Source organism: Sphingopyxis sp. BE259 (assembly GCF_031457495.1).
GTDB lineage: Bacteria > Pseudomonadota > Alphaproteobacteria > Sphingomonadales > Sphingomonadaceae > Sphingopyxis.
This window is the reverse complement of record NZ_JAVDWM010000001.1, coordinates 3314414-3337514: the sequence shown is the minus strand read 5'-3', so window position 1 is coordinate 3337514 and position 23101 is coordinate 3314414. Positions and strand designations below refer to the sequence as shown.

The 23101-nt window shown below is 65.8% G+C and carries 22 protein-coding genes; 11 read left to right on the top strand and 11 right to left on the bottom strand.

All coding sequences use genetic code 11. The features are described 5' to 3' along the window. Positions 1-46: 46 nt before the first annotated feature. From J2X44_RS16070 to J2X44_RS16045, 6 genes are all read right to left on the bottom strand, one after another. Entirely contained in the window at positions 47-352 is a 306-nt protein-coding gene (locus J2X44_RS16070; RefSeq protein WP_310086250.1) for a hypothetical protein, read from the bottom strand. Between the two features lie 6 nt (positions 353-358). After that, positions 359-1462 (bottom strand): serine hydrolase, encoded by a 1104-nt coding sequence (locus tag J2X44_RS16065; protein ID WP_310086248.1) that lies wholly within the window; start codon positions 1460-1462, stop codon positions 359-361. A gap of 161 nt (positions 1463-1623) precedes the next feature. Continuing rightward, positions 1624-2313 (bottom strand): peptide-methionine (S)-S-oxide reductase MsrA, encoded by a 690-nt coding sequence (gene msrA / locus J2X44_RS16060; protein WP_310086245.1) that lies wholly within the window; start codon positions 2311-2313, stop codon positions 1624-1626. A gap of 501 nt (positions 2314-2814) precedes the next feature. Further along, positions 2815-4026, bottom strand: coding sequence for a pyridoxal phosphate-dependent aminotransferase (locus J2X44_RS16055; RefSeq protein ID WP_310086243.1), 1212 nt, complete (start codon positions 4024-4026; stop codon positions 2815-2817). Between the two features lie 219 nt (positions 4027-4245). Continuing rightward, positions 4246-6078: an aminodeoxychorismate synthase component I gene (gene pabB, locus J2X44_RS16050; protein ID WP_310086240.1), complete on the bottom strand. Its 1833-nt coding sequence runs from the start codon at positions 6076-6078 to the stop codon at positions 4246-4248. A 43-nt stretch (positions 6079-6121) separates the two neighbouring features. Beyond that, complete coding sequence (locus J2X44_RS16045; protein ID WP_310086235.1) at positions 6122-6658, bottom strand: hypothetical protein; 537 nt, start codon at positions 6656-6658, stop codon at positions 6122-6124. Positions 6659-6792: 134 nt separating this feature from the next. Between J2X44_RS16045 and J2X44_RS16040 the strand changes: the two genes are divergently transcribed. The 6 genes from J2X44_RS16040 (at position 6793) to J2X44_RS16015 (ending at position 13860) form a co-directional block, all read left to right on the top strand. Next, complete coding sequence (locus tag J2X44_RS16040) at positions 6793-8460, top strand: AMP-binding protein (RefSeq protein WP_310086233.1); 1668 nt, start codon at positions 6793-6795, stop codon at positions 8458-8460. Between the two features lie 113 nt (positions 8461-8573). Next, the gene (locus J2X44_RS16035) at positions 8574-9008 is read left to right on the top strand and encodes a MerC domain-containing protein (protein ID WP_310086229.1); all 435 of its coding nucleotides are present in this window, start codon (positions 8574-8576) and stop codon (positions 9006-9008) included. Positions 9009-9125: 117 nt separating this feature from the next. After that, positions 9126-9590, top strand: a complete 465-nt coding sequence (locus J2X44_RS16030) for a transcriptional repressor (protein ID WP_310086226.1) — start codon at positions 9126-9128, stop codon at positions 9588-9590. A gap of 172 nt (positions 9591-9762) precedes the next feature. Further along, positions 9763-10602 (top strand): hypothetical protein, encoded by an 840-nt coding sequence (locus J2X44_RS16025; protein WP_310086223.1) that lies wholly within the window; start codon positions 9763-9765, stop codon positions 10600-10602. 72 nt (positions 10603-10674) lie between these two features. Further along, a complete protein-coding gene (locus tag J2X44_RS16020) occupies positions 10675-12198 on the top strand; it encodes a fumarate hydratase (RefSeq protein ID WP_310086221.1) in 1524 nt (507 codons plus the stop codon). A 126-nt stretch (positions 12199-12324) separates the two neighbouring features. Continuing rightward, a complete protein-coding gene (locus J2X44_RS16015) occupies positions 12325-13860 on the top strand; it encodes a M20/M25/M40 family metallo-hydrolase (RefSeq protein ID WP_310086218.1) in 1536 nt (511 codons plus the stop codon). Between the two features lie 180 nt (positions 13861-14040). Here the strand turns inward: J2X44_RS16015 and J2X44_RS16010 are convergent, their stop codons facing one another. Further along, positions 14041-15222, bottom strand: a complete 1182-nt coding sequence (locus tag J2X44_RS16010; protein WP_310086215.1) for a DUF481 domain-containing protein — start codon at positions 15220-15222, stop codon at positions 14041-14043. Between the two features lie 132 nt (positions 15223-15354). Here J2X44_RS16010 and J2X44_RS16005 point away from each other — a divergent pair, with 132 nt between their 5' ends. Beyond that, complete coding sequence (locus J2X44_RS16005; RefSeq protein ID WP_310086213.1) at positions 15355-15630, top strand: hypothetical protein; 276 nt, start codon at positions 15355-15357, stop codon at positions 15628-15630. Positions 15631-15679: 49 nt separating this feature from the next. Here J2X44_RS16005 and J2X44_RS16000 read toward each other — a convergent pair whose 3' ends face one another. From J2X44_RS16000 to J2X44_RS15990, 3 genes are all read right to left on the bottom strand, one after another. Further along, positions 15680-16807 (bottom strand): MBL fold metallo-hydrolase, encoded by a 1128-nt coding sequence (locus J2X44_RS16000; protein WP_310086210.1) that lies wholly within the window; start codon positions 16805-16807, stop codon positions 15680-15682. 3 nt (positions 16808-16810) lie between these two features. Further along, on the bottom strand, positions 16811-17449 hold the full coding sequence (locus J2X44_RS15995; protein ID WP_310087094.1) for a DUF1013 domain-containing protein: 639 nt from the start codon (positions 17447-17449) through the stop codon (positions 16811-16813). A gap of 150 nt (positions 17450-17599) precedes the next feature. Then, a complete protein-coding gene (locus J2X44_RS15990) occupies positions 17600-18601 on the bottom strand; it encodes an NAD(P)H-quinone oxidoreductase (RefSeq protein ID WP_310086208.1) in 1002 nt (333 codons plus the stop codon). A gap of 106 nt (positions 18602-18707) precedes the next feature. Between J2X44_RS15990 and J2X44_RS15985 the strand changes: the two genes are divergently transcribed. The 4 genes from J2X44_RS15985 to J2X44_RS15970 all read left to right on the top strand — a co-directional run bounded on the left by J2X44_RS15985 (position 18708) and on the right by J2X44_RS15970 (position 22447). After that, on the top strand, positions 18708-18905 hold the full coding sequence (locus J2X44_RS15985) for a DUF1192 domain-containing protein (RefSeq protein WP_310086205.1): 198 nt from the start codon (positions 18708-18710) through the stop codon (positions 18903-18905). A gap of 145 nt (positions 18906-19050) precedes the next feature. Next, positions 19051-19698: a hypothetical protein gene (locus J2X44_RS15980; RefSeq protein WP_310086202.1), complete on the top strand. Its 648-nt coding sequence runs from the start codon at positions 19051-19053 to the stop codon at positions 19696-19698. 96 nt (positions 19699-19794) lie between these two features. Then, a complete protein-coding gene (locus tag J2X44_RS15975; RefSeq protein ID WP_310086200.1) occupies positions 19795-21144 on the top strand; it encodes a phosphotransferase family protein in 1350 nt (449 codons plus the stop codon). A gap of 13 nt (positions 21145-21157) precedes the next feature. Further along, complete coding sequence (locus J2X44_RS15970) at positions 21158-22447, top strand: acyl-CoA dehydrogenase family protein (RefSeq protein WP_310086198.1); 1290 nt, start codon at positions 21158-21160, stop codon at positions 22445-22447. A gap of 12 nt (positions 22448-22459) precedes the next feature. Here the strand turns inward: J2X44_RS15970 and J2X44_RS15965 are convergent, their stop codons facing one another. Continuing rightward, positions 22460-23089 carry a hypothetical protein gene (locus J2X44_RS15965; RefSeq protein WP_310086196.1) on the bottom strand — a complete coding sequence of 210 codons (630 nt, stop codon included), beginning with the start codon at positions 23087-23089 and terminating at the stop codon, positions 22460-22462. Positions 23090-23101: the final 12 nt, after the last annotated feature.

Here is a 23101-nt window from a genome sequence, read left to right as displayed (position 1 = left end):
CAAGTTGGCGGGCAAGGCTACCCCGCAGCGCCCCAGATAATCTTGCCTAGCGAAAAGCGCAGAGCGCGGCCGAGCTTGTCGTGACCGTCAAGATCTCGGGGTCTTTCAGGGCGCGGACCTTGTGGAGGAACTGGTTGAGCGACAAGTCGCTCATTCTTTTGTCCTTCAGGGTCGATAGCGAACCCAGGCGGCGCAGCTGGAGCAGCGACAGCCGGTCAACCATCCGTTCGGCCATGCACGACGCGATCGATTGCGACAGGCCGGCGTTGACCAGTCCGGTGCGGAGCCGCGTTTCGGGAGTGGCGCAGGCGGCTAAGGCGAGCGCCGACAGGGAGAGAATAGCGATCCGCATCAGCGATTATCTTCCATGAAATTCGGCGACCGCGCTCGATACCGCCTGCATCAAGGCCATGCGCGCCGGAATGGGTGAGGTGGTGCTGCCCATGAACACGACGATCGCATAGCGCGTGCCGTCGGGGGCGGTGGCAATGCCGATGTCGTTATAGCCCGCGGTCATGCCACCCAGATTCTGGCCCGTCCCGGTCTTGTGCAGGAATTTCCAGCCCGGCGGCAGGCCGGCCTTCAGCCGCTTCGGGCCGCTTTTTGTCCGGCTCATCACGCCCAGCAGATATTCGGTCGATTCGGGCGACAGCAAGGTGCCGCGCGCCAGCCGGGCCAGCGCGCTGGCAACCGCCGTCGGGCTGGCGCCGTCCATCGGACTGGCGAGATAATTGTCCATCGCGGCGCGGCGGGTTGCCGGCGAAAGCGCCGATCGCGCCGCCTCGAAATTGCGGCCGACCGAATAGCTTTGCTGCCAGGCCATCCCGGCGATGCCGCTTTGGAGCAGCCGTTCACCGGGCCCGAAGCGGATGGCCCCCAGATCTTTCTTGGCCAGATAGGCGCGCACCGCGCCCGGTCCGCCCACGGTGCGCAGCAGGCTGTCGTTCGCGGTGTTGTCGCTTTGGGTGATCGCCGTTTCGATGAGCTGGCGGACGGTCATCGTCACCGACCCCTGGGCGCGGACGCGCGCCGCAAGCGGCTGATAGAACAGGGTCACGTCTTCCGGACCAATCCTGACCGGCTGATCGAGCCGGATGCGCCCCTGATCGACCGCATCAAGCGCCGTCAGGCTGACCCACAGTTTCGACACGCTCTGTTGCGGGAACAGGTCACCGCCGCGTTCGGCAATCGCCCATTCGCCGTCGATCCGCTGCACCGCAATCCCGGTCTTGCCCGGAAAGGCGCGCCACAGAAAATGGATGCGCTCGGTCAGCCCGGCGGGAGGGCGCCGAAAACCAGGGTCGAGCGGGCCGACCGGGCGCGGCATCGCCGATCGCACCGGCTGGCCGATCGGCACAGTCACCGAACCTGCGGGCTTGGGCACCGCCGCCTGCGAGCGCGGCGGCGGCACGATCGCCGCGCTGCTGACGCACCCCGCAAGCACCGCAGCGCTCATCGTCATGGCGAGGAGCGGCCGGCCCGATAACGCAAATTTCATGCTAACCCCGCACCTGCGACTTATACAAAATCCCCGGCCTTGTGGTCTCGCAGGTGCGCAAGGGGGACCAGCAGTTTGCGATGAACGATTCTTCTGGCGCGACGAGTGGGGGAACGGCGCGGCCGTCAGGGTGCGGGGGACGCGCGGACCATGGCCGGGAACAGTCGTTTCAGCGCCGCCAGCTTCGGCGCGTCCCAGCGGACGATATAGCCGTTCGACGGGTTGCGGCGCATGAAATCCTGATGATTGACCTCGGCGCGGTAAAAACGCTTGTAGCTTTCGACCGGCACGACGATCGGCTTGGCGAAATATCGGCCCTTGCCGATCTGCGCCAGATAGCTGGTCGCGACCTGGCGCTGCGTCGCGTCAAGCGGGACGATCGCGGCGCGATATTGCGATCCGACGTCCGGCCCTTGGCGGTTCTTCAGCGTCGGATCGGCGACCACCGAAAACAGCACGCGCAGCAAGCTGCCATAGCTGACCTGGCTCGGATCATAGACGATCCGTACCGCCTCGGCATGGCCCGACTTGCCGTCGTGGGTCAGTTCATATTTCGCGGTCGCGGCGCTGCCGCCATGATAGCCCGATTCGACCGAGATGACGCCCTTCACATTGGCAAAGACGCCCTCGACACCCCAGAAACAGCCGCCCGCGAGCACCGCGGTCGCGCGCTTCGCCTTGACCGCCGGATCAACGGCGGCAGCGGGTAGCTTGACGACGCTTTCGGCCTGCGCCGGGGCGCATTGCGCCACGATCGCGCCCGCGACGAGTGTCGCGATAATACGGCTGAACGGTGCGCGGCGCGCTTGCGTCACGCGGGGATCGGCAGCATGGGCTGGTTGAGCACGATATAGGTCGCGCCAATCGCGAAGCCGGCGAGCATCGACAAGAACCAGTCGGAGCGGAAGAGATTGAGCATGGGGAGCCTCTTTTTTCATCTATCTTGGTTCGCGGCCAAAACCGCTTTGGTTACACCGACGATGTGGCGCGCCCCGACCAACCGTGCAGTGATGTCCGTCACCCTAAACAGGATGGCTTACTATCCGGTGAACCGGGCGCTTAACCGCCGTTCAGGTTCAAATAGGCTCCGCCGCCGACATTACAAGACCGGTCGGTACAGAATTCCTATGCGGGCTGAAAACTCTATCGTGAAATCGAGAACGAAACTCCGCTTGTCCTGAGGAGGGGCTGAGAGAAGGCGAAGGCCCGTCTCGAAGGACGCCTGCGCGGCGGCCCTTCGAGACACCATTTCGACAAGCTCAATGGCTCCTCAGGACAAACGGTATCTTGATCCGTGCGAACGGCGGTTGGCCAGCTCAGCGCAGCGCCGCGCACGCCTGTTGGATCCGTACGCAAGCGTCCTTCAGCACTGCCTCCGACGTCGCATAGGAGACCCGAAACGCCGGCGAGAGGCCAAAGGCACCGCCATGGACCGCCGCCACCTTTGCGCTGTCGAGGAAATAGTCGATCAGCGCCTCGTCGCTGTCGATCACCTTGCCGTCGGGGGTCTTCTTGCCGATACAGCCCGAGGCATCGGGATAGACATAGAAGGCACCATCGGGGGTGGGACAGGTCAACCCAGGGGCATCGTTAAGCATCGCGACGACCATGTCGCGGCGCTTCTTGAACGCGGCGTTTCGGTCGTCGAGGAACTGCTGCGGACCGCCGAGCGCGGCCGCCGCGGCGGCCTGCGCGATCGAGCAGGGGTTCGACGTCGATTGCGACTGCAATTTGCCCATCGCCTTGATGATCCACGCCGGGCCGCCGGCGTAACCGATGCGCCAGCCGGTCATCGCATAGGCTTTCGAACAGCCGTTGACGGTCAGGATGCGGTCGATCAGGTCGGGGCAGCGCTGCGCAAAGGTGGTAAAAGCGAAATCAGCATACCAGACATGCTCGTACATATCGTCGGTCATCACCATCACATGCGGGTGGCGGCGGATGACTTCACCCAATGCGTCGAGCTCGGCGCCCGAATAGGCGGCGCCCGACGGGTTCGACGGCGAGTTGAGCATCACCCAGCGCGTCTTATCGGTGATCGCGGCGTCAAGCTGCGCGGGGGTGATCTTGTAATTTTGCGCCGCGCTGCCCTCGATGATCACAGGCGTGCCGCCCGCAAAGGCGACAATGTCGGGATAGCTGACCCAATAGGGCGCCGGGATGATGACTTCGTTGCCTTTGTCAACCGTCGCGACCAGCGCGTTGAACAAGGTGTGCTTGCCGCCGACATTGACCGAAATCTGGTCGAGCCCGAATTCCAGCCCGTTGTCGCGGCGGAACTTGCCGCGGATCGCTTCTTTCAGCGCCACGGTGCCGTCGACCAGCGTATATTTGGTCTGGCCATTGCGGATCGCCTCGATCGCCGCTTCCTTGACGAAATCAGGCGTATCGAAATCGGGCTCGCCCGCGCTCAGCCCGATCACATCCACGCCCGCGGCCTTCAGCGCCGATACGCGCGCGGTCATCGCGAGCGTTGCCGACGGCTGGATGCGTTTCAGGGCGGCGGAGATATGCGGCTTGAACGACATGACGATACTTTCCGTGGCTGGCGCGGACAGGCGGCGATTTGACAGGAAATTGCGCGGGGCCGCGCCTAAAGCCTTCGTCTGACATTCGCAAGCGCGCTGGTTGATAATTTACCTATGCAGCGCAGCACCGACCGAGAGGACAGACAGCGCCCGGTCTTACGGCCGGGCTGACTCTCCCGTCCACTGCTTTAGCGCGGTAACAGATTCAGCCCATCTCCGTCACGGCGCGATTTCCTTCGCCAATCGCGCCGGGATCAGCCCACGCAGCGAATTGCCGATAAAGAAGCCGTCCGCCAGATCGGCGAGCCGCAGATGCGATTCGACCGCGCGGCCCTTGTCGATCAGCTCGGCGCGCAGCACCCCGGGCAGCAGCCCCAGCGCCAGCGGCGGGGTGAGCAACTGGCCGTCGCGCTCGACAAAGATATTGCTCCAACTGCCCTCGGTCACGAAACCCGGCTCGTCCACAAACACGACTTCGGCGGCGCCGCTGTCGTGCCGTGCCGCGTCATAGTCGGCGCGCTGGCTGGTCTTGTGCGCCAGCCGAAAATCATCGGCGGCCATCGGCACTGGCCGCACCGCCACCGGCACCGGCAGTTCGGCGAGCCGCGGCAGCGGCGACACCTCAACCGCCAGCGCCCCCGACGGCGCCAGCCGCATCCGCACCCGCGCCGCGTGACGCAGGCGAAAGGTCGCCGATTGCAGGCTGTTGCGCGCACCATGCCGATCAAAGGCAAAGCCAAGCGCCTCGGCACTCGCTTTCATCCTCGCCAGATGACCTTCCAGCCGCTGGACGCCCTCGATCGGATCGAAGAACATGGTTTCGATCAGGTCGAAACGCGCCCCCGCTGCCGCCACAAATTCCCCCTTCGCCAGACATTCGCGCCATTCGTCAGCCGGCTGGCTGTCGGCGACGATTCCCGAACCCAGTCCCAGCGTGGCGCGATTTGCGCCGCCATGCAAGTCGCTGGAATCGGGAAAGACCAACGTGCGGATCGCGACATTGAACGCCGCATCGCCGCCAGGCTCGATGAATCCGATCGACCCGGTGTAGATGCCGCGCGCATCGCCTTCCAATGCGTCGATGATCTCCATCGCCCGCACCTTGGGGGCGCCGGTGATCGATCCGCACGGAAACGCGGCGCGCAGGACATCGACCGCGCCGACGCCGCCGGGCAGGCGCGCGCTGACGTCAGAGACGAGCTGGTGGATCGTCGGAAAGCTCTCGACGCGGAACAGGTCGGGCACCGCGACCGACCCCGGCACCGCGACGCGCGACAGATCGTTGCGGATCAGATCGACGATCATCAGATTTTCGGCGCGCTGTTTCGGATCATCGGCCAGGTCGCGCGCCGCCGCCGCGTCGGCTTCGGCATCGGGCAATCGCGCCGCCGTGCCTTTCATCGGCCGCGCCATCACTTGCCCGCCGCGCAGCGCAAAGAATAGTTCGGGCGAGTGCGACACGATCGCTTGTGTGCCGGTCCAGATCACCCCGCCATAGCCCGCGCGCGCCGTCTGCCGCAGCCGCGCGTGGATCGCCAGCGCATTGCCCAGCACCGGCACCTCGGCGCGAAAGGTCAAATTCGCCTGATAGATGTCGCCCGCCTCGATCAGCGCCAGCACCGCCGCGACCCGCGCCAGATAGTCGGCGCGGGTCACCAGCGGCGTCACCGCGCCGATCCATGCACCCGCCGGATCGGGCAAGTGCGCCGCGACCGCATCGGCGTCGATCCGCTGGACATGTTCAAACAGCGCGAACCAGCCGAGCGGCATTGCTTCGGACCCCGCCGCCGTGCCGACGCCGCCGCGCCAGGCCGGTGCCAGCCCGTGCCCCGCTTCATAGGCCAGATAGCCCGCGGCATGCAGTCCGCGTCCCTGCGCGGCCTCAATCGCTGTCAGCAAGTCGGGGATGTCTGCCGCCGACGGGGCGGTCAATATCTCGACCGGTTCGACGAACAGTCGCGCCGCCGCCGCACCGTCGACGCGCGCATCGTCGAGCAGGACAAAGGGCGGCGTGCCCGGCGCTGCCGTCGGTATCGCGGCGTCTCCCGCCATCACGCGCCCCGCCATCATGCGCTCGCGCGGCCGCGCGCGGCGATCAGCGGTCGCGCTTCATGCGAATCGTGCGGCCGCCGTCGATCGTTGCGAAATAGCTGCCCATCGTCGCGACCTTGATCTTCACCTTTTGTCCCGGCTTGGGCTGCCGCGGCAGCTTGGTCGTGTCGATCTGCACCCACACGGCGTCGTCTTCCATCGCCAGCGTATATTTGCCCGAACGGTCGATGCTGACCGACCGGATCGTCGTTTCGATTTCCTTGACCTCGTCCTCGTCGCCGCCGAAAATGCCGCCGAGCTTGGGAAAGGAGAAACCAAACAGGCCGCGCCGCGCTTTTTTGGCGGTGTCACGGTCGGTAAAGGTGATCTCGCGCGCCGTGTCGGCGGTCGACAGTTCGCCGACTTCGCGGTCGAAACAGGCGAGGCGCGCGGCCGGATCGACGATGTCGCGGCACGCATAAAGTTCCTGGATCTGTGCCGGACGAGCCGGCGGCGCCTTGTCCTTTGCGGCGGCCGGCACGGCGACCGCGCCGATGAGGAGGATAAGCGGCGCGGCAAAGCGCGATGACAGCTGCAACATGGCAAAACCCCTGGCGAGAACGACCTCCGCTGCCTAGCCGCACCGATGACGGGCTGCAAGCGAGCCCGGTTGCAAATCGATGCTTACTGACCCTAGTGTAAGGAACCCCCAATTCGAGAGGATCGTAACCCGCGATGGACAGCCGCTTTTCCTGGTCGACCGATTATCATCATCCCACGCCGTGGGACCAGGAGTTTGCGTCGCTGTCGTTGCCCGATATGCTCGCCGCCAGCGTCGCACGGCGCGGCGATGCGGCGATGCTGGATTTCATGGGTCGGCGGTTCAGCTATGCCCAGGTTGCGCGCGGCGCGGCGCGGGTCGCGCGCGGGCTGCAACAGCTTGGCATCGGCAAGGACAGTCGGGTCGGGCTGTTCCTGCCCAACGTCCCGCATTATGTCGCCGCTTATTATGGCGCCCTCGCCGCCGGGGCGACGGTGGTCAATTTCTCGCCGCTCTACACCGCCCGCGAACTGGAGGAGCAGGTCGAGGATTCGGGCACCGACACGCTGTTCACGGTCAGCGCCGCGGCGCTGCTCCCCACCGCGCTCAAGGTGCTCGACGGGTCGAGCCTTCAGCGGCTCGTTGTCGGCTCGGTCGCCGGGGGACTGCCGGCACCCAAATCGATGCTCTACCGAATGTTCAAGCGGGCCGAGATTGCACCCATCCCGTCCGACCCGCGCGTCATCCGCTTTTCGGCGCTGATCGCCAATGACGGTCGGCCCGATCCGGTAGCGATCGACGCCGAAACCGACATCGCGCTGATCCAATATACCGGCGGCACCACCGGCACGCCCAAGGGCGCCAAGCTGACCCACCAGAACCTGACCGCCAATGCGCGGCAGGTGAACAGCATCGACCCCGACCATGGTGCGGCGGACCGCATCCTGGGCGTGCTGCCGTTCTTCCACGTCTTTGCCAACACCTGTGTGCTCAACCGCACCGTCCTCAACGGCGGTTCGATCACGATGCTGCCGCGCTTTGATGCGAAACAGGCGCTTGCGGCGATCACCCGCACGAAAACGACCGCGCTGCCCGGGGTGCCGACGATGTATCAGGCGCTGCTCGACCATGCCGATCTGGCGACGACCGATTTCTCTTCGCTACGCATCTGTATCTCGGGCGGCGCGCCGATGCCCGCCGAACTGCGCGAGAAATTCACCGCCGCAACCGGGGCTTCGCTGGTCGAAGGCTATGGCCTCACCGAAAGCTCGGGGGTGGTGGCGACCAACCCCTATGAAGGCCCGGTCTGCCCCGGCACGATCGGCCAGCCGCTGCCCGCCACCCACATCCGCCTGCTCGACAAGGAAGACCCGACCCGCGACGCGCCCGACGGCGACCCGGGCGAGCTGGCAGTGAAGGGGCCGCAGATCATGCAGGGCTATTGGAACCGGCCCGATGCCGATCTCGACAGCTTCACTGCCGACGGGTGGCTGCGCACCGGCGACGTCGCGGTGGTCGAGGACGGTGGTTATATCCGCATCGTCGACCGGCTGAAGGACATGATCGCGGTCGGCGGCTTCAAAGTCTATCCGAGCGTGATCGAGGCGCAGCTTTACGAGCATCCGGCGGTCAAGGAAGCGATCGTGCTTGGCGTTCCCGACGCCTATCGCGGCGAGGCGCCCAAGGCGTTCGTGACGCTGGAGGAGGGCTTCGAGATTTCCGGCGAGGCGCTCGCGGCGTGGCTCAACCCGCAGCTTGGCAAGCATGAACGGGTGAAGGCCGTCGAAATTCGGCTGAACCTGCCCAAGACGATGATCGGCAAGCTCGACCGCAAGGCGCTCAGGACGGAAGAAGAAGCATAGCTCCGTTCCCCCTCGATGGGGGATGATAATATCACAATGGCGGCAATGAGACATTGTAACCTTTGTCATGTTATGCCATATCCGGCATCGCAATTGCCCCAATGGAGAATCGGGTGACCCAAGTCGCCAGCCCTGCCCCTGTCCTGACGCGCGTCGGCGCGATCGTCCGGGCTGCGCGCGATGCACGGCCGCTGACCTCGCTGTCGGGCGACCAGCTCGCAATGGGCCTGTCGGGACTGTGCCTGGTCCACTGCTTGGCAACGACGATCGTTTTCGCGTCGGTCGCGTCGGTCGGCGGGGTGTTTCTCGACAATCATCTGTTCCACGAAATCGGTCTGATCATCGCAATTGGCTTTGCGCTCATCACCCTTGTGTCGGGTGTGCTCAGCCACGGCTATATGATGCCGTTTGCGGTCGGCAGCTTCGGGTTGGGGATGATGGCGGGCGCGCTGTCGCGGCCGCATGACGGCAGCGAAGTGCTGGCGACGATGATCGGCGTCGCGGTCGTCGCGCTCGGCCACGACCTCAACCGCCGCGCCAGACACTGACGACGCCACTGATCTCCGGCACCGGAATGGACCGGTTCGCCGCTTGCGGGGGGCGGTTAAACGGCCTACATTAATGCGATTGCTAGCGCGGGCTTTCGCGCGCCTGAGGAACAGCCAATGGGCAAGCATGATCATCCGCACGTCGAGGCCAGCGGCGCCTCGCTCGCGAAGGCAGCGCAGACCGCGCTGGAGGGCGCGGGCGAAGCGTGGACCGACATGCGCGCGCAGATTTTTGATGCGGTCGCCGCGATCGGCAAACCCGCGAGTGCCTATGAAATCGCTGACATCGTGTCGAAGGCGCGCGGCAAGCGCGTCGCGCCGAACAGCGTCTATCGCATCCTCGACCTGTTCGTCGCCAACAACCTCGTCCGCCGGGTCGAAAGCGCCAACGCCTTTGTCGCCAACAGCCATCCCGGCTGCCTGCACGACTGTATCTTCCTGATCTGTGACGAATGCGGCAGCGCGGTCCATATCGACAATGACAAATTGTCGAGCGGCGTCCGCGCCGCGGCGGATGCCACGGGTTTTGCTGCCGAACGTCCGGTGATCGAAGTGCGCGGCAAATGCGCCGAGTGCCAATAGGGTGCGTGAGCGCGCTCCGCAGTTGGCCACGATATTCGACAGACAGGTAAAAGCCGTTCCCCAGCCAAAGCCGAGGTCCAGGGCGGCAGGAAGCAGGCGTCAGATGATGACGCCCTGGACCCCGGCTTTCGCCGGGGAACAGCGACTGGTGCGACCGGGGTAAGCGCCCGCGATGGTCGGGGGGCTTCAGCACTGGATCGAAGCACAGCGTGACCGACCGCCCGCGCCGACACGCTCGTGGCTCTGGACGCTGGGTTTCGGCATCGCGGTGGTCCTGTTTGGCCTCCATCTCGGTCAGGTCTTTCCGCCGACCGGCCATGACATCGCGTCGGGCTATGGCGCCCCTGTCCTCGCCTTTGAATTTGCTGGGAGTCAGGCCGACCTCGAGGCGATCTTCGGCTTTTTCACCGACCCGCAACAGGTGACGCGCCTCGCTGCGATGCGCGCCGGGAATGAGCAGGATTATCTCTACATGCTGCTTTATGCGGGCTTCCTGACCAGCGGCTGTATCGCGCTTTGGCGCGAGTTGCGGGCGCGACCGCTGCTCGCCGCGGCGGCGCTCCCGGTCGCGGCGGCGTTATGCGATGGTTATGAAAACTGGCTCCTCTTCGACATCCAGGCCGCCTTTACCGCGGGCGAATATTCGCCCGCCATGGCCAGCCTGCCCTATCCGGTGGCCGCGAAGTTCCTCCTCCTCGCCGTGACCAACGTCGTCATCGGGGTGGCGGCGACGCAACTCGGTCGCTGGTGGGCGCTGTTCGGCACCGTCGCGATCCTCGCCGCGATCCCGACCGTGATGGCGATTATTACCCCCACGGCCTTTGCCTGGGCGCTGGTTCCCTCGGCGGCGGGCGGCTGGCTCCTGCTGCTCGCGTTGGCCGTCGTGGGCAGCTGGCGCGCGCTGGTCCAGAAACGCCCGCTGGTCGATTTCGTCCCGACCGCCGCCGCCAACAGCAGCGAACCGCAAGCCGCCGCCCCGCCGCGACGGGGGTTCGGCCGCCGCCGCACCTGACCCCTTTCCACCCCGCGCCGCCGGGTCTAGGGAGGCGCGAATCTGGAAAACAGGGCAAAGGGGGCTGCACCCATGAACAACATCATCATCCGCGAGGACGACCTGGTCGAAACCATCGCCGACGCGCTCCAGTACATCAGCTATTTCCACCCGATGGATTATATTCGCGCGCTCGGCGCCGCCTACGAACGCGAGGTCTCGCTCGCCGCGAAGGACGCGATGGCGCAGATCCTGTCGAACAGCCGCATGTGCGCCGAGGGGCACCGCCCGATCTGCCAGGACACCGGCATCGTCACCGTCTTCATCAAATGGGGCATGGACTGCCGCCTCGACAGCCCCCGCAGCCTGCAACAGGTGGTCGATGAGGGCGTCCGCCGCGCCTATCTCCACCCCGAAAACAAGCTGCGCGCCTCGATCCTTGCCGACCCGGCGTTCAGCCGCGTGAACACCAAGGACAATACGCCGTCGGTGCTCAATGTCGAAATGGTGCCGGGCAACAAGGTTGTGATCGACGTCGCCGCAAAAGGCGGCGGCAGCGAGAACAAGTCGAAGTTCAAGATGATGAACCCCAGCGACTCGATCGTCGACTGGGTACTCGAAATGGTGCCGCAGATGGGCGCCGGCTGGTGCCCGCCGGGGATGCTGGGCATCGGCATCGGCGGCACGGCGGAAAAGGCGATGCTGCTGGCGAAACAGTCGCTGATGGACCCGATCGACATGACCGAATTGCTTGCGCGCGGGCCGTCGAACCCGACCGAGGAACTGCGCGTCGAGCTGTATGAAAAGGTCAATGCGCTCGGCATCGGGGCGCAGGGCTTGGGCGGCTTGGCCACCGTGCTCGACGTCAAGATCGCCGACTGGCCGACCCACGCCGCGTCGAAGCCGGTCGCGATGATTCCCAATTGCGCGGCGACGCGCCACGCGCATGTGACGCTCGACGGCAGCGGCCCCGCCTTCCTCGAACCGCCCGCGCTCGCCGATTACCCGCAGATCGACTGGGCGCCCGACAAAGCGGCGATCCGCGTCGACCTCGACACCCTGACGCCCGACGTCGTCGCAAGCTGGAAACAGGGCGACCGCCTGCTGCTCAACGGTAAGATGCTCACCGGCCGCGACGCCGCGCACAAGCGCATCGCCGACATGCTGGCCAAGGGCGAACAGCTCCCCGTCGAGTTCAAGGGCCGCGTCATCTATTATGTCGGCCCGGTCGATCCGGTCGGCGAGGAAGTCGTCGGCCCCGCTGGCCCGACGACCGCGACGCGCATGGACAAGTTCATGGACATGATGCTGGAGCAAGGCCTGCTCGCCTGCGTCGGCAAGGCCGAACGCGGCCCCGCCGCGACGCAATCGATCGCCAAGCACAAGAGCGCCTATCTGATGGCCGTCGGCGGCGCGGCTTATCTCGTGGCGCGCGCGATCAAGGGCAGCCAGGTCGTCGGCTTCGCCGATCTGGGCATGGAGGCGATCTACGAATTCGAGGTCAGCGATTTCCCGGTGACGGTGGCGGTCGACAGCGAAGGCCAGAACGTCCACGTCAACGCGCCGAAACTGTGGCAGCAGCGGATCAAGGATGAGGGGTTGCTGGCGGGGGTGTGAAACGCCGCAGCCCGTCCCCCCTTTCCCTTGTCCCGGCGAAGACCGGGATCTCGCCGGTGCATCCTTGCTATGCCGCTCGATTTGAAGAACACTCCTCGCGAAACTTATACCGCAGGGGAGCAAGCCATGGATTTCCGTAACGTCGACCGACCGAACCGCCGCGAGCTGATTCGCGGCGCCGCCATGCTTGGTGCGGGCGCTGCGGTCATGGCGCCTTTCCCGGCCCTGGCCGCCAGCAGCCAGAGCGCCGCGATCCGCAAGGCCGCCGAGGCCGGCAAGGAGGCGTCGATCAAGCGCATCCGCGACTGGATCGCGCTGCCCTCGATTGCGGCCGAAAACCGCAATATGGCCGAGGGCGCGGCCTATATGGCCGAACTGGCGCGTGACGCGGGGTTCGGCAATGTCGAGATCGTCCCCACCGACGGCCAGCCCGGGGTGTTCGGCACGATCGACGTCGGCGCCCCGCGCACGCTCGGCATCTATTTCATGTATGACGTGAAACAGTTCGACCCGGCCGAATGGTCGTCACCGCCGCTTGAGGGCCGGATGGTCGAGCGCCCCGGTTTCGGGCAGGCGATCATGGGCCGCGGCGCGGTCAACCAGAAGGGGCCGGAGGCGACCTTCCTTGCGGCGCTCCACGCGATCCGCGCCGCGAAAGCCAAGCTGCCGGTCAATATCGTGCTGATCTGCGAGGGCGAGGAGGAGATCGGCTCGCCGCATTTCCGCCAGATCGCGACCAAGCCCAACATCCTTGCCGCGCTCAAGAAATGCGATGGCATCTTCATCCCCTTCGCCTCGCAGGGCCGCAACGGCAATGTCACGGTCAACCTGGGGTCGAAGGGGATCATCGAACTCGAACTGGTCGCCAGCGGCGAAAAATGGGGCCGCGGGCCCAAGGGCGATGTCCACTCCAGCCTAAAGGCGATGGTCGATTCGCCTGCCTGGCGGCTGGTGCAGGCGCTGCAAACGCTCGTCACCCCCGACGGCAACAAGCCCGTAATCGAGGGCTGGTTCGAGAATGTCCGCCCGCTCACCGACCGTGAGAAGGCGCTGATCCGCGAAGCTGCGAAGGCGGGGGATGAAGCGCAGCAAAAGGCGGCGCTGGGGGTCACGCACTGGATCGACAACCTCGCCTATGACGATGCGCTGATCCGGCTGGCGCAGGAACCGACGGTCAATATCGAAGGGCTGGTCGCGGGCTATACCGGCCCCGGCGGCAAGACGATCCTGCCCGGCCGCGCCGTCGCCAAGCTCGACCTGCGCCTCGTCCCCAACCAGACCCGCGCCGAGGCGACACAGAAACTGCGCGCCCATCTCGACAAGCATGGCTTCAAGGATGTCGAGGTCAATGTGTCGGGGGGCTACGACCCGACCGAAGTCGCCGAGGACAGCCGCCTGATCCGCACTGCGCTGGCGACCTACAAGCGGATGGGCGTCGCAACCAACCTCAACGCGCGGCTCGCGGGCAGCTGGCCCGGTGCGACCTTCACCGCGCCGCCGGTGTCGATCCCGGCAGGACATTTCGGCACCGGCCACGGATCGGGCGCCCACGCCCCCGACGAATATTTCCTGATCGATTCGACCAATCCCAAGGTCGCCGGGCTGGTCGACGCGACGATGGGTTTCGCCGAATTTCTCTACACGCTGGCGGCGATCAAATAGGTCGCGGCGCTTGTCCGCTTTCTCCATCTCGTCGTAGGCCGGAACAACGGACCGCGGGTCAATCCTCTACGTCATTGCGAGGAGCAAAGCGACGTGGCAATCCAGGTTGGCGTAAACCGCCCTGGATTGCTTCGCTTCGCTCGCAATGACGAGGTTTCTTGGGCGGTCCGCAACCGCGCCCTAAAAGCCGTACACCAGCGTAAACCGCGTCTGGGTGTCGACGCTTTCGATGCCCGGCGGCGGGCTGGTGTCGATCTGCGCCGAATAGGCGATGCGCGCCGACAGCGCGCCGGTCAGCTTGGCATTGAGCGCGGTCAGCGAACTGGTCGAGCTGTTCGCTTCGCCGACGATCGTCGAGGCCACCTGCGTCAGCCGCAGTGTCGGCGACAATTGCCAGCCGAAATCGATCCCGCCCAGCGCGGTCAATTCGCTGTCGGTTTCGCCGCGGACAAAATCGGTCAGCCGCCACGCCGGGCCGCCCTTCAGGCTGAGCGACATCGTCTTGGTATCCACCAGCTTGTACCCGAGCCCGCCCGACACGTTCCAGCGCGTGTCATATCCCAGGATGCGGTCATGCTCCCACCGCGCCAGCCCAAAGGCGAAGGCACGGTCGTTGACGCGATATTGCGGTTCGATTTCGCCGATATAGCGCTCGACCGAGGTGCGGCCATTGGTGCGCTGATAATCGGCCTGCGCGCGCAGCTTGTGGGTCCAGTCGATACCTTGCCGCGCCAGCGCGATCCCGGCGCTCAACCCCGCCGATTTGGTGTTGCCGCTGCTCTGCGACGCACCGATCTGTCCCTCGCCCTTCCAATTCTGCCAGAATTTCGACGCCGCCAGCTTGGCGCGCGCCGCCGCGGCGGCCTCGTCCTTCAGCCGCTGGCGTTCGGCGCGATAGGCGGCCAGTCGCGCCTCGATGTCCCCCGCGTCGTCGGGCCGGGTATTTTTCGCCAGCTTCGCTACCGCCTCGACGTCGGCATCCTTGCCGCTGGCCATCGCGGCTGCGAGCATCTCGGCGACCGGATCGGGCGGGTTCACCGCCGGATGCCCGCTGCGGTAAAAGGCAAGCAGCGCGTCGATTTCCCCGACATTGCCGGGATTGGTCATCCGCGCGATGCGGACCACGGCTTCGACATCGTCATTCTCGCCGCCGGCAAAAGCCGCGTCGAGCATCGCGCGCACAGCATCGGGCAACGGCGGGTCGAGCGGCACCAGCGCGGTCGGGATCGGGTTGGCCAGCACCGGATCGGCAAGCGCGGGGTTCGGCTGCGGCGGGTTCGCAAGTTCCTGCGCCGCACCGGCGGGGGACGCGACAAGTGCGAGCGGCAGGCATAGCGCGGCCAGTCGGGGGAGAGAGGTCACGGAAGACGTCCTTCGCTGGCGGCGCAAGGCCGGGTTCGTTCGATATTTGGCGCAAGGCCAAAGCGGTGCGATGGCCGACTATAACCCGAAAGAGGCTGGCATTTCCAGCCCGTCCGCCCCATTTGCAAACCTATGGTAATCGCCCTCATCGCCATTTTCTGTGCCGGCATCGCCAATTTCGCGATGCACCGCGCCTTCATGGAAAGCGACGACCCGCTGATCCAGCAGATGGTCCGGCCGCTCGCCGACAAGGCGGGGCCGCACATCACCTATATCTTCGAATTCCTGCTCCTCGTCGGCGCGATGGCGATCGCGACGCGGAGCTGGTTTACCGCGCTGATCCTCTATGGGCTGTATACGATATTCAACGCGATGGCGTTCAGCTGGATCATGCAGCGGCGCGATTGAGGGAGGGCGGTTGGGAAGCCACCCCAAAGCCGCCGTCAGCACGTCGTCCCTACGCCACCCCGTGATACCACCAGACCCCGTCGCGGTCTTCGCGACGGACGCGGCCTTCGACCTCCAGCCGTTTCAGATGCGCCAGCGCCTCGCCGGTCGCCAGCCCCTGATTATGCTCGCCGATCGGACGGTTGAACAACAGGGGGAAGCTGTCAACTGCACGCATGGGCGCCTTGGCCGCAGCCTCGGCCAGATTATAAAGCCGCATCCGATGTTCGTCGCGCAGCGCCATCAACCGGACGTGCAGCCCCTTGAACGGCTCGCCATGCGCGGGGCAGACGGTGACGTCGGCGGGTACGACGCTCAGCAGCTTGTCGATCGACGCCAGCCATTCGCCCAGCGGATCGGCGTCGGGTTCGGTGATGTTGACCGACACGTTCGAGCTGATCCGCGGCAGCACCTGGTCGCCCGACACCAGCACGCCCTCGCGCTCGTTCCACAGGCACGCATGTTCGGGGCTGTGCCCTGACCCGGTGACGACGCGCCACTGGTGGGCACCCAGGTCGATGCGGTCGCCGTCCTCGATCCGCACATAGCTGCGCGGCAGGGTGAAGATCATGCGCTGGAACATATTCCAGCCGCGCGTGCGCTGCGTCTCGATCGCGGCGTCGTCCCAACCCGCGGCGCGCGATTGCGCCAGCACCTCGTCGGGCGCGGTGTCCGACGAATCGGCGACGATCGCCCGCGCGGTCAGCATCTCGCCGCGCGTCATCCACAGCTTCACATCCTGCTTTTTCGCGATCCAGCCCGCCAGGCCGATATGATCGGGGTGCAGGTGGGTGCCTATCACGCGGGTGATGCGCTTGCCGTTCAGCGCCCCGGCATAAAGCGCCTTCCACGCGTCCGAACACATGGTCAGACAGATGCCGGTATCGACGATTGCGACGCCATCATCGGCATCGTCGAGCAGCCAGCTGTTGATATGGCCGAGCGACCCCGGCATCGGGATGCGCGCCCAGCTGATCCCCGGCGCAATGCGGATCGTCTCGCCCGCCCCCGGCGCGGCATCGCCCCAGGGGTAGGTCAGCCCGGCGTGGCTGGTCGCAGTAAAGCTGTCGTCCTGGGTCAGCGATGCGTCCGGCGAGCCGCTGGCCGCCGGGATATTGTCGTCATCGCTGCCCGCCATCGGTCAGGCTTCGCCCGCCGCTTCGGCCGCTTCCTCGGCGGCGCGCGCTTCGTTCGCAGCGGTGCGTTCGGCGCGCAGTTCTTCGAGCAACGCTTCGCGGTCGCCCTCCAACCGGTTGTCGGTCGGCGCGGCGATGCCGGCCTTTTTCGCGGCCTTGGCGACCAGCGCGTCGAGTTCGCGCTGCGAACACAGACCCAGCGTCACCGGATCCTTGGCGACGATATTGGCGCTGTTCCAGTGGCTGCGGTCGCGGATCGCGCCGATCGTGTTGCGGGTCGTGCCGATCAGCTTGCCGATCGCACCGTCCGAAACCTCGGGGTGATTCTTCAGGATCCAGGCAATGCCATCAGGCTTGTCCTGGCGCTTGCTGACCGGCGTGTAACGCGGGCCGCGCGTGCGGCGGATGGTGTCCTGCGCCTGCTTGCTCATCTTGAGCTTGTAGTTCGGATCGTTCTGACCCTTTTCGATTTCGTCCATCGACAGTTCGTGCGCGCGGACGGGATCGCGGCCGGTATATTTGGTCGCGGCGGTCTCGTCGGCGATCGCCTGCACTTCCAGGATATGGATGCCGCAATATTCGGCGATCTGGATAAAGGTCAGGCCGGTGTTGTCGACCAGCCAGGCGGCGGTCGCATGCGGCATCAGCGGGGTGGCGTCGGCGGTGGCCATGGCGATTTTCTCCAAGCGGAAATAATAAGGGCCGCCCCTCACGGAGCGGCCGAATAATGGCGGCGGCTGTAAACCGGATTGGCGAAAGGGGCAAGGGGGCGCGGCGCGCCGCCCGGTCCCGGCCTATGCTACCATCAGCACGATCTTGCCGACATGGTCGCCGGCCTGCATCCGGGCGTGCGCGGCGCTGGCTTCGGCCAGCGGAAAAATCTGGTCCATCGCGGGTTTCCAGCCGCTCTCGGCCAGTCGCGGCCACAGGGTGCGGTGAATCTCGTCGGCCAGCGCCGCCTTGAAGTCGGCGCTGCGGGCGCGCAGCGTCGATCCGGTCAGGGTCAGGCGGCGGCGCATCACGTCGGCGATGTCGATCTCGACCTTCATCCCGCGCTGGAAAGCGATCGTCACATGCCGCCCGTCCTCGGCCAGGCACGCCAGATTACGCGGCAGATAATCGCCGCCGACCATGTCCAGCACGGCATCGACCCCGCGTCCGCCGGTGAACGTCTTGACCGCCTCGACATAATCCTCGGTCGAATAATCGACCGCCAGATCGGCGCCGAGCGCCAGCGCGGCGGCGCATTTGTCGGCGCTGCCACAGGTCACGACGACCCGGATATCGAACAGTTTGCACAGGCCGATCGCGGTCGTCCCGATGCCGCTGGTGCCGCCATGGACGAGCACCGTATCGCCGTCTTTCACCCACGCTCGCTCGAACAGATTGTGCCAGACGGTGAATACGGTCTCGGGCAGCGCCGCGGCCTCGGTCATCGCAAAGCCCTTGGGCACCGGCAGGCAGCTGCCGACGGGCGCCACGCAATATTCGGCATAGCCGCCGCCCGCTACCAAAGCGCACACCGCCTGCCCCAACAGTTCAGGATCGCTCCCCGGTCCGACCGCCACGACCGTTCCGGCGATTTCCAGCCCCGGCAGGTCCGACGCCCCCGACGGCGGTGGGTAATAGCCCATGCGTTGCAGCACGTCGGGTCGGTTGACACCGGCGGCGGCGACGCGGATCAGCACCTCGCCCGCCGCGGGCTGCGGCACCGGGCGCTGTTCGGGCACCAACATCTCGGGACCGCCGGGCGCGCTGATGGCGACGGCGGTCATGCTCGCTGGCAGGCTGGTCACGTTGAAATTTCCCCCACTTTTCAATTCGCCCTCACGGCCACCTTATTGACAGCGTGGCGCACCGGGTCAACAGTCGCCGCGGGACCAGCGAGAGAGAGGAGCCGCCATGGATGATGACGACCTTCCCCGCCGCCGCGACGACATTCTCGCGGCGCTGGCCAAACAACCGCTCGATCCGCTGTCGCTGGCCGAACTCGATGACCGTATCGCGACGCTCGTGGGCGAGATCGAGCGCGTCAAGGCGCACCGCGCCGCTGCGACCAGCCACAAGGCGATCGCCGAGTCCCTGTTCAAGAAGGGCTAGGGTCAGGACCTACTGATTTGAGTGGGCCGCAACGGCTTCCTCACTTCCGCCTCGCCGGATCGGCCAACGGCGAAATGCTCAGTTACGTCAGTTTAGTGTCGCCTTAAACTTCTTGCCGTATCACCGCGGGCAGCAGAGGGCGACCATGACGCTGATCAACGAATTCCAGCAGCGGCAGATGCGCGATTCCGAGCTGCGGCGGTTCGACCGCTGGTTCGTCGATACGGCAATGGGTCCGGCCTATCGCGGCCGCGACGGGCGGGCGCGGGGGGTGAAGGCCGAGGAAGTCGCACGCTGGCGCGGCGAGGTCGAGGCGCATGTCGATGCGATGATCGCGGCGATTCCGTTTCAGGCGATGTGGGCGGTCGGGGCGCTGCTCGCGATCGTGTTCGGCGGCGGCTGGCTGCTCGACCTGCTGGCAATCCCGCAGCGTTTTCACGCGCCCGCAATCGGACTGGGCGTCTTCATCGTCGAGGTCGGCATGATCGGCATCGAAATCTGGGACTATGTCGCGGGCTGGCGCACCCGCCGCGACGGCATCGAGGCCGCGGTTGCCGCGCGTGCGCCGCTGCCGATCGACCCGGCGCGGTTGGGCAGCGGGCATAACTGGTTTCAGACGATCATGCTCGCGCTGGTCGCGATGCTCATTCTGTTCGCCTATGCCATGCATCTCGACGAAGGGTTGCTCGCGCGGACCGACAGGTACTGGGTGTTTGCGGCGATCCCGTTGGCGTGGGGGCTGCATTTCGCCGCAAAATGGTATGATCGGCGGCTCAAAAGTCTGCGCCGCTAGCCGCATTACGGCGACGTTTCTCGGCGTGGCACGCGCGCTGGCGGGGCAGCAAAATGTTCGCTTGCCGTTTACGTAAACTGCAAGCACTATTGGCCGATGAGCAGCCTGAGTCACGCGCTTCCCGGCTTGATGACCCGCATTGTCGGCCCCGGTGAATTGACCGGTCTCGTCCGTTTGTCGGGCGGCGCCAATATGGAAAGCTGGGCGTTCGACTGGACCGGGCCAGGCGGGGCGGGCGGCTATGTCCTGCGCCGCGCGCCGTCGGCGGATTATATGGCGGGGCGGCCCTATGGCCATGCCGACGAGGCGGCGCTGGTGATCGCCGCCCATTCGGCAGGCGTGAAGGCGCCCCAGGTTGTCGGGGTGCTGACGGACGGCGACGGCATCGGCACCGGCTATGTGATGCGGCGGGTGATCGCCGAGGTGAACCCTGCAAAGATATTGCCCGATCCGCCGCCGTCGCTGCTCGCCGACCTCGGCCGCGAGTTGGCGCGCATTCATGCGATTCCGGCAGACGCCATCCCCGCCGCGATCCCGCTGATGGACACCGGCGCGGCGCTGGCCGAGCTGAAGGCGCGTTTTCTGGACTATGGCGGCGACCGGCCGGTGATCGCGTTGGCGATCCGCTGGTGCGAGGAGCATCTGCCGCTGCCTGCCGACCCGGTGCTGGTGCATGGCGATTACCGGATGGGCAATATCATGGTCAATGGAGACGGGCTGGCGGCCGTGCTCGACTGGGAGTTGGCGCATCGCGGCGACGCGCATGAGGATCTGGCTTTCGGTTGCATGACGGTGTGGCGATTCGGCCAGCTCGATCGAACCGCGTTCGGAGTCGGCAGCCTCGCCGAATATTTCGCGGCCTATGAAGCGGCGGGCGGCGGGCCGGTGGATCCCGACCGCTTTCGTTTCTGGCTGGTCTACCGGACCCTGTGGTGGGCGCTGGGCTGCTTGCAGATGGGGCAGGCGTGGCGCAGCGGCGCCGATCCGACGGTCGAGCGCGTCGTCGTCGGGCGGCGCACCGCCGAGCAAGAGCTCGACCTGTTGCTGTTGCTGGAGACGGAAGCGCCGGAGGTCGAGCGGGGCAGGGCGTTGCCGCTATCGCCTGCTGCCGCCGCGGCGCCGACGGGCGAGCCGACCAATGGCGAGATCGTGCGGGCGGTGCGCGACTGGCTGGGCGCGGCGATCAAGCCCGGCGCTGCGGGCCACGCGAAGTTTCAGGCCGCGGTAGCGATGAACGCCCTGGGGATCGTGATTCGCGACCTGGATGCCGGAACGCGTGCCGAAGATCGGGCGCTGGCCGATGCGCTGCTGAGCGGCGCGATGACCCTCGGCGAAACCGGGTTGCTCGCGAAACTGCGCCGCGCGGTGCTCGACAAATGCGCCGTCGACAGCCCGAAATATGCGGCGCGTGCGCGCGCCTGCGAAACCTGGGGCGGCCAAGAATAACAGGGAGAGAGACATGGATTTTGCGATGCCCGCCGAGTTGCAGGCGTATCTGGACGAACTCGATGACTTCATCGACGCCGAGATCAAGCCGCTGGAGGAGGCCGACGACAATATCCGGTTTTTCGACCACCGCCGCGAACATGCGCGCACCGATTGGGACAATCAGGGGCTGCCGCGCCACGACTGGGAACAATTGCTGCGCGCCGCGACGCGCAAGGCCGATGCGGCGGGGCATTGGCGCTTCTCGGCGCCAAAGAAATATGGCGGCCAAGACGGGTCGAACCTGTGGATGGCGGTGATCCGTGAGCATTTTGCGGCGAAGGGGCTGGGGCTGCACAACGACCTGCAGAACGAGCATAGCATCGTCGGCAATTTCCCGTTCGTGGAGATGTTCGAACAATTCGCTACGAGCGAGGAGCAGAAGCAGGAGTTCATCCTCGGCGGCTTCGAGGGCAAGCGGCGCACCGCGTTCGGGCTTACCGAGCCCGATCATGGCAGCGACGCGACGCATATGGAAACGCGCGGGGTGCGTGAGACGCGCGATGGGATCGACGGCTGGCGGATCGACGGGCGCAAGATGTGGATCACCGGGATGCATGTCGCCACCCACTGCGCGACCTTTTGCCGCACCGACGGTCAGGACGGCGATGCGAAGGGGATCACCTGCCTGCTCGTCCCCACCGGCACGCCGGGGATGACCGTCGACGAATATATGTGGACCTTCAACATGCCGACCGACCACCCGCGGATGACGTTCGACAATGTGTGGGTGCCCGACAGTGCGCGGCTCGGCCCGGTCGGCGGCGGGCTGTCGATCGCGCAGAGTTTTGTCCACCAGAACCGAATCCGCCAGGCGGCGTCATCGCTGGGCGCTGCGGTGTTCTGTATCGAGGAAAGCGTGAAATACGCCCGGACGCGCAAGCCGTTCGGCGAGGCGCTGGCGCGCAATCAGGCGATCCAGTTCCCGCTCGTCGAGCTGGCGACCCAGGCCGAAATGCTGCGCCTGCTGATCCGCAAGACCGCGTGGGACATGGACAATACCCCGCACAAGGAGATCGAGCATACGCTGTCGGACAAGGTCAGCATGTGCAATTATTGGGCGAACCGCCTGTGCTGCGAAGCCGCCGACCGCGCGATGCAGGTCCATGGCGGCATCGGCTATTCACGGCACAAGCCCTTCGAACATATCTATCGCCACCACCGCCGCTACCGCATCACCGAGGGCGCGGAGGAGATCCAGATGCGCAAGGTGGGGGCGTATTTGTTCGGCTATCTGGGGCCGCGGAAGGGGACGTTGGGGTAACGCCTACCCTGCTCAACAGTTGAACGGGATATACAGCATGACGCCTTGCGGTCGCGCTTCGCAGGTGATCCGCGACTGGAACTTGGCGGGGATCACCGGCGCGCCCGCATCGCCAAGATCGGCAAAGGCGGCCGGTCGGGGCGCCGCGATCGGTTTCCAGCGAATGTCCGACCGATGCTCGTCGACCTCGGCGATGCCGTTGATTTCGCCGATCGGTCGCGGTCCGGTATATTCGAGGATGAAATCGCCGACGTCGGTAAAGCCGCCGTCCTTCACCTCAAAGGTCGGCGCAGGGTTGTTGTAATAGCCGGTCGGGAACGGACCGCTGATCGATCCGGTACACAGCGCGCCTTCGAAAGGCACGCCTTCGCATCGCATGGTATAGCCCAGCAGGCGGTAACGGCCCGCCGGCATCCGAAAAATAACGGGTTTGACATCGATCATATTGCTGCCGGCGAACGGAACCCCGGCGCCGCGCTCGATCCGGACATAGGCATCGCTGTCGTTGCCGCTGTCGTCGAGCCGCACGAAATAGAGGAAAAAGGTTTCGGTGAACTGCTTTTGCGTGCGCACCGACAGCCGCACCGCGCCTTCTCCCGATTTCAACTTTGTCGGTGACGCGATCTTCGGCGGCTCCGTCACCTTGGTTTGGCC

Coding starts and splice junctions, on each gene's coding strand:
- J2X44_RS16030 (WP_310086226.1), top strand. CDS start 9,126: ATGGGCAAGCATGATCATCCGCACGTCGAGGCCAGCGGCGCCTCGCTC.
- J2X44_RS16000 (WP_310086210.1), bottom strand. CDS start 16,807: ATGGCGGGCAGCGATGACGACAATATCCCGGCGGCCAGCGGCTCGCCG.
- J2X44_RS16045 (WP_310086235.1), bottom strand. CDS start 6,658: ATGTTGCAGCTGTCATCGCGCTTTGCCGCGCCGCTTATCCTCCTCATC.
- J2X44_RS16065 (WP_310086248.1), bottom strand. CDS start 1,462: ATGACGATGAGCGCTGCGGTGCTTGCGGGGTGCGTCAGCAGCGCGGCG.
- J2X44_RS16070 (WP_310086250.1), bottom strand. CDS start 352: ATGCGGATCGCTATTCTCTCCCTGTCGGCGCTCGCCTTAGCCGCCTGC.
- J2X44_RS15995 (WP_310087094.1), bottom strand. CDS start 17,449: ATGCCGCATGCGACCGCCGCCTGGCTGGTCGACAACACCGGCCTGACC.
- J2X44_RS16005 (WP_310086213.1), top strand. CDS start 15,355: ATGGTAATCGCCCTCATCGCCATTTTCTGTGCCGGCATCGCCAATTTC.
- J2X44_RS16025 (WP_310086223.1), top strand. CDS start 9,763: ATGGTCGGGGGGCTTCAGCACTGGATCGAAGCACAGCGTGACCGACCG.
- J2X44_RS15975 (WP_310086200.1), top strand. CDS start 19,795: ATGAGCAGCCTGAGTCACGCGCTTCCCGGCTTGATGACCCGCATTGTC.
- J2X44_RS15985 (WP_310086205.1), top strand. CDS start 18,708: ATGGATGATGACGACCTTCCCCGCCGCCGCGACGACATTCTCGCGGCG.
- J2X44_RS15980 (WP_310086202.1), top strand. CDS start 19,051: ATGACGCTGATCAACGAATTCCAGCAGCGGCAGATGCGCGATTCCGAG.
- J2X44_RS16055 (WP_310086243.1), bottom strand. CDS start 4,026: ATGTCGTTCAAGCCGCATATCTCCGCCGCCCTGAAACGCATCCAGCCG.
- pabB (WP_310086240.1), bottom strand. CDS start 6,078: ATGGCGGGAGACGCCGCGATACCGACGGCAGCGCCGGGCACGCCGCCC.
- J2X44_RS16040 (WP_310086233.1), top strand. CDS start 6,793: ATGGACAGCCGCTTTTCCTGGTCGACCGATTATCATCATCCCACGCCG.
- J2X44_RS16015 (WP_310086218.1), top strand. CDS start 12,325: ATGGATTTCCGTAACGTCGACCGACCGAACCGCCGCGAGCTGATTCGC.
- J2X44_RS15970 (WP_310086198.1), top strand. CDS start 21,158: ATGGATTTTGCGATGCCCGCCGAGTTGCAGGCGTATCTGGACGAACTC.
- J2X44_RS16020 (WP_310086221.1), top strand. CDS start 10,675: ATGAACAACATCATCATCCGCGAGGACGACCTGGTCGAAACCATCGCC.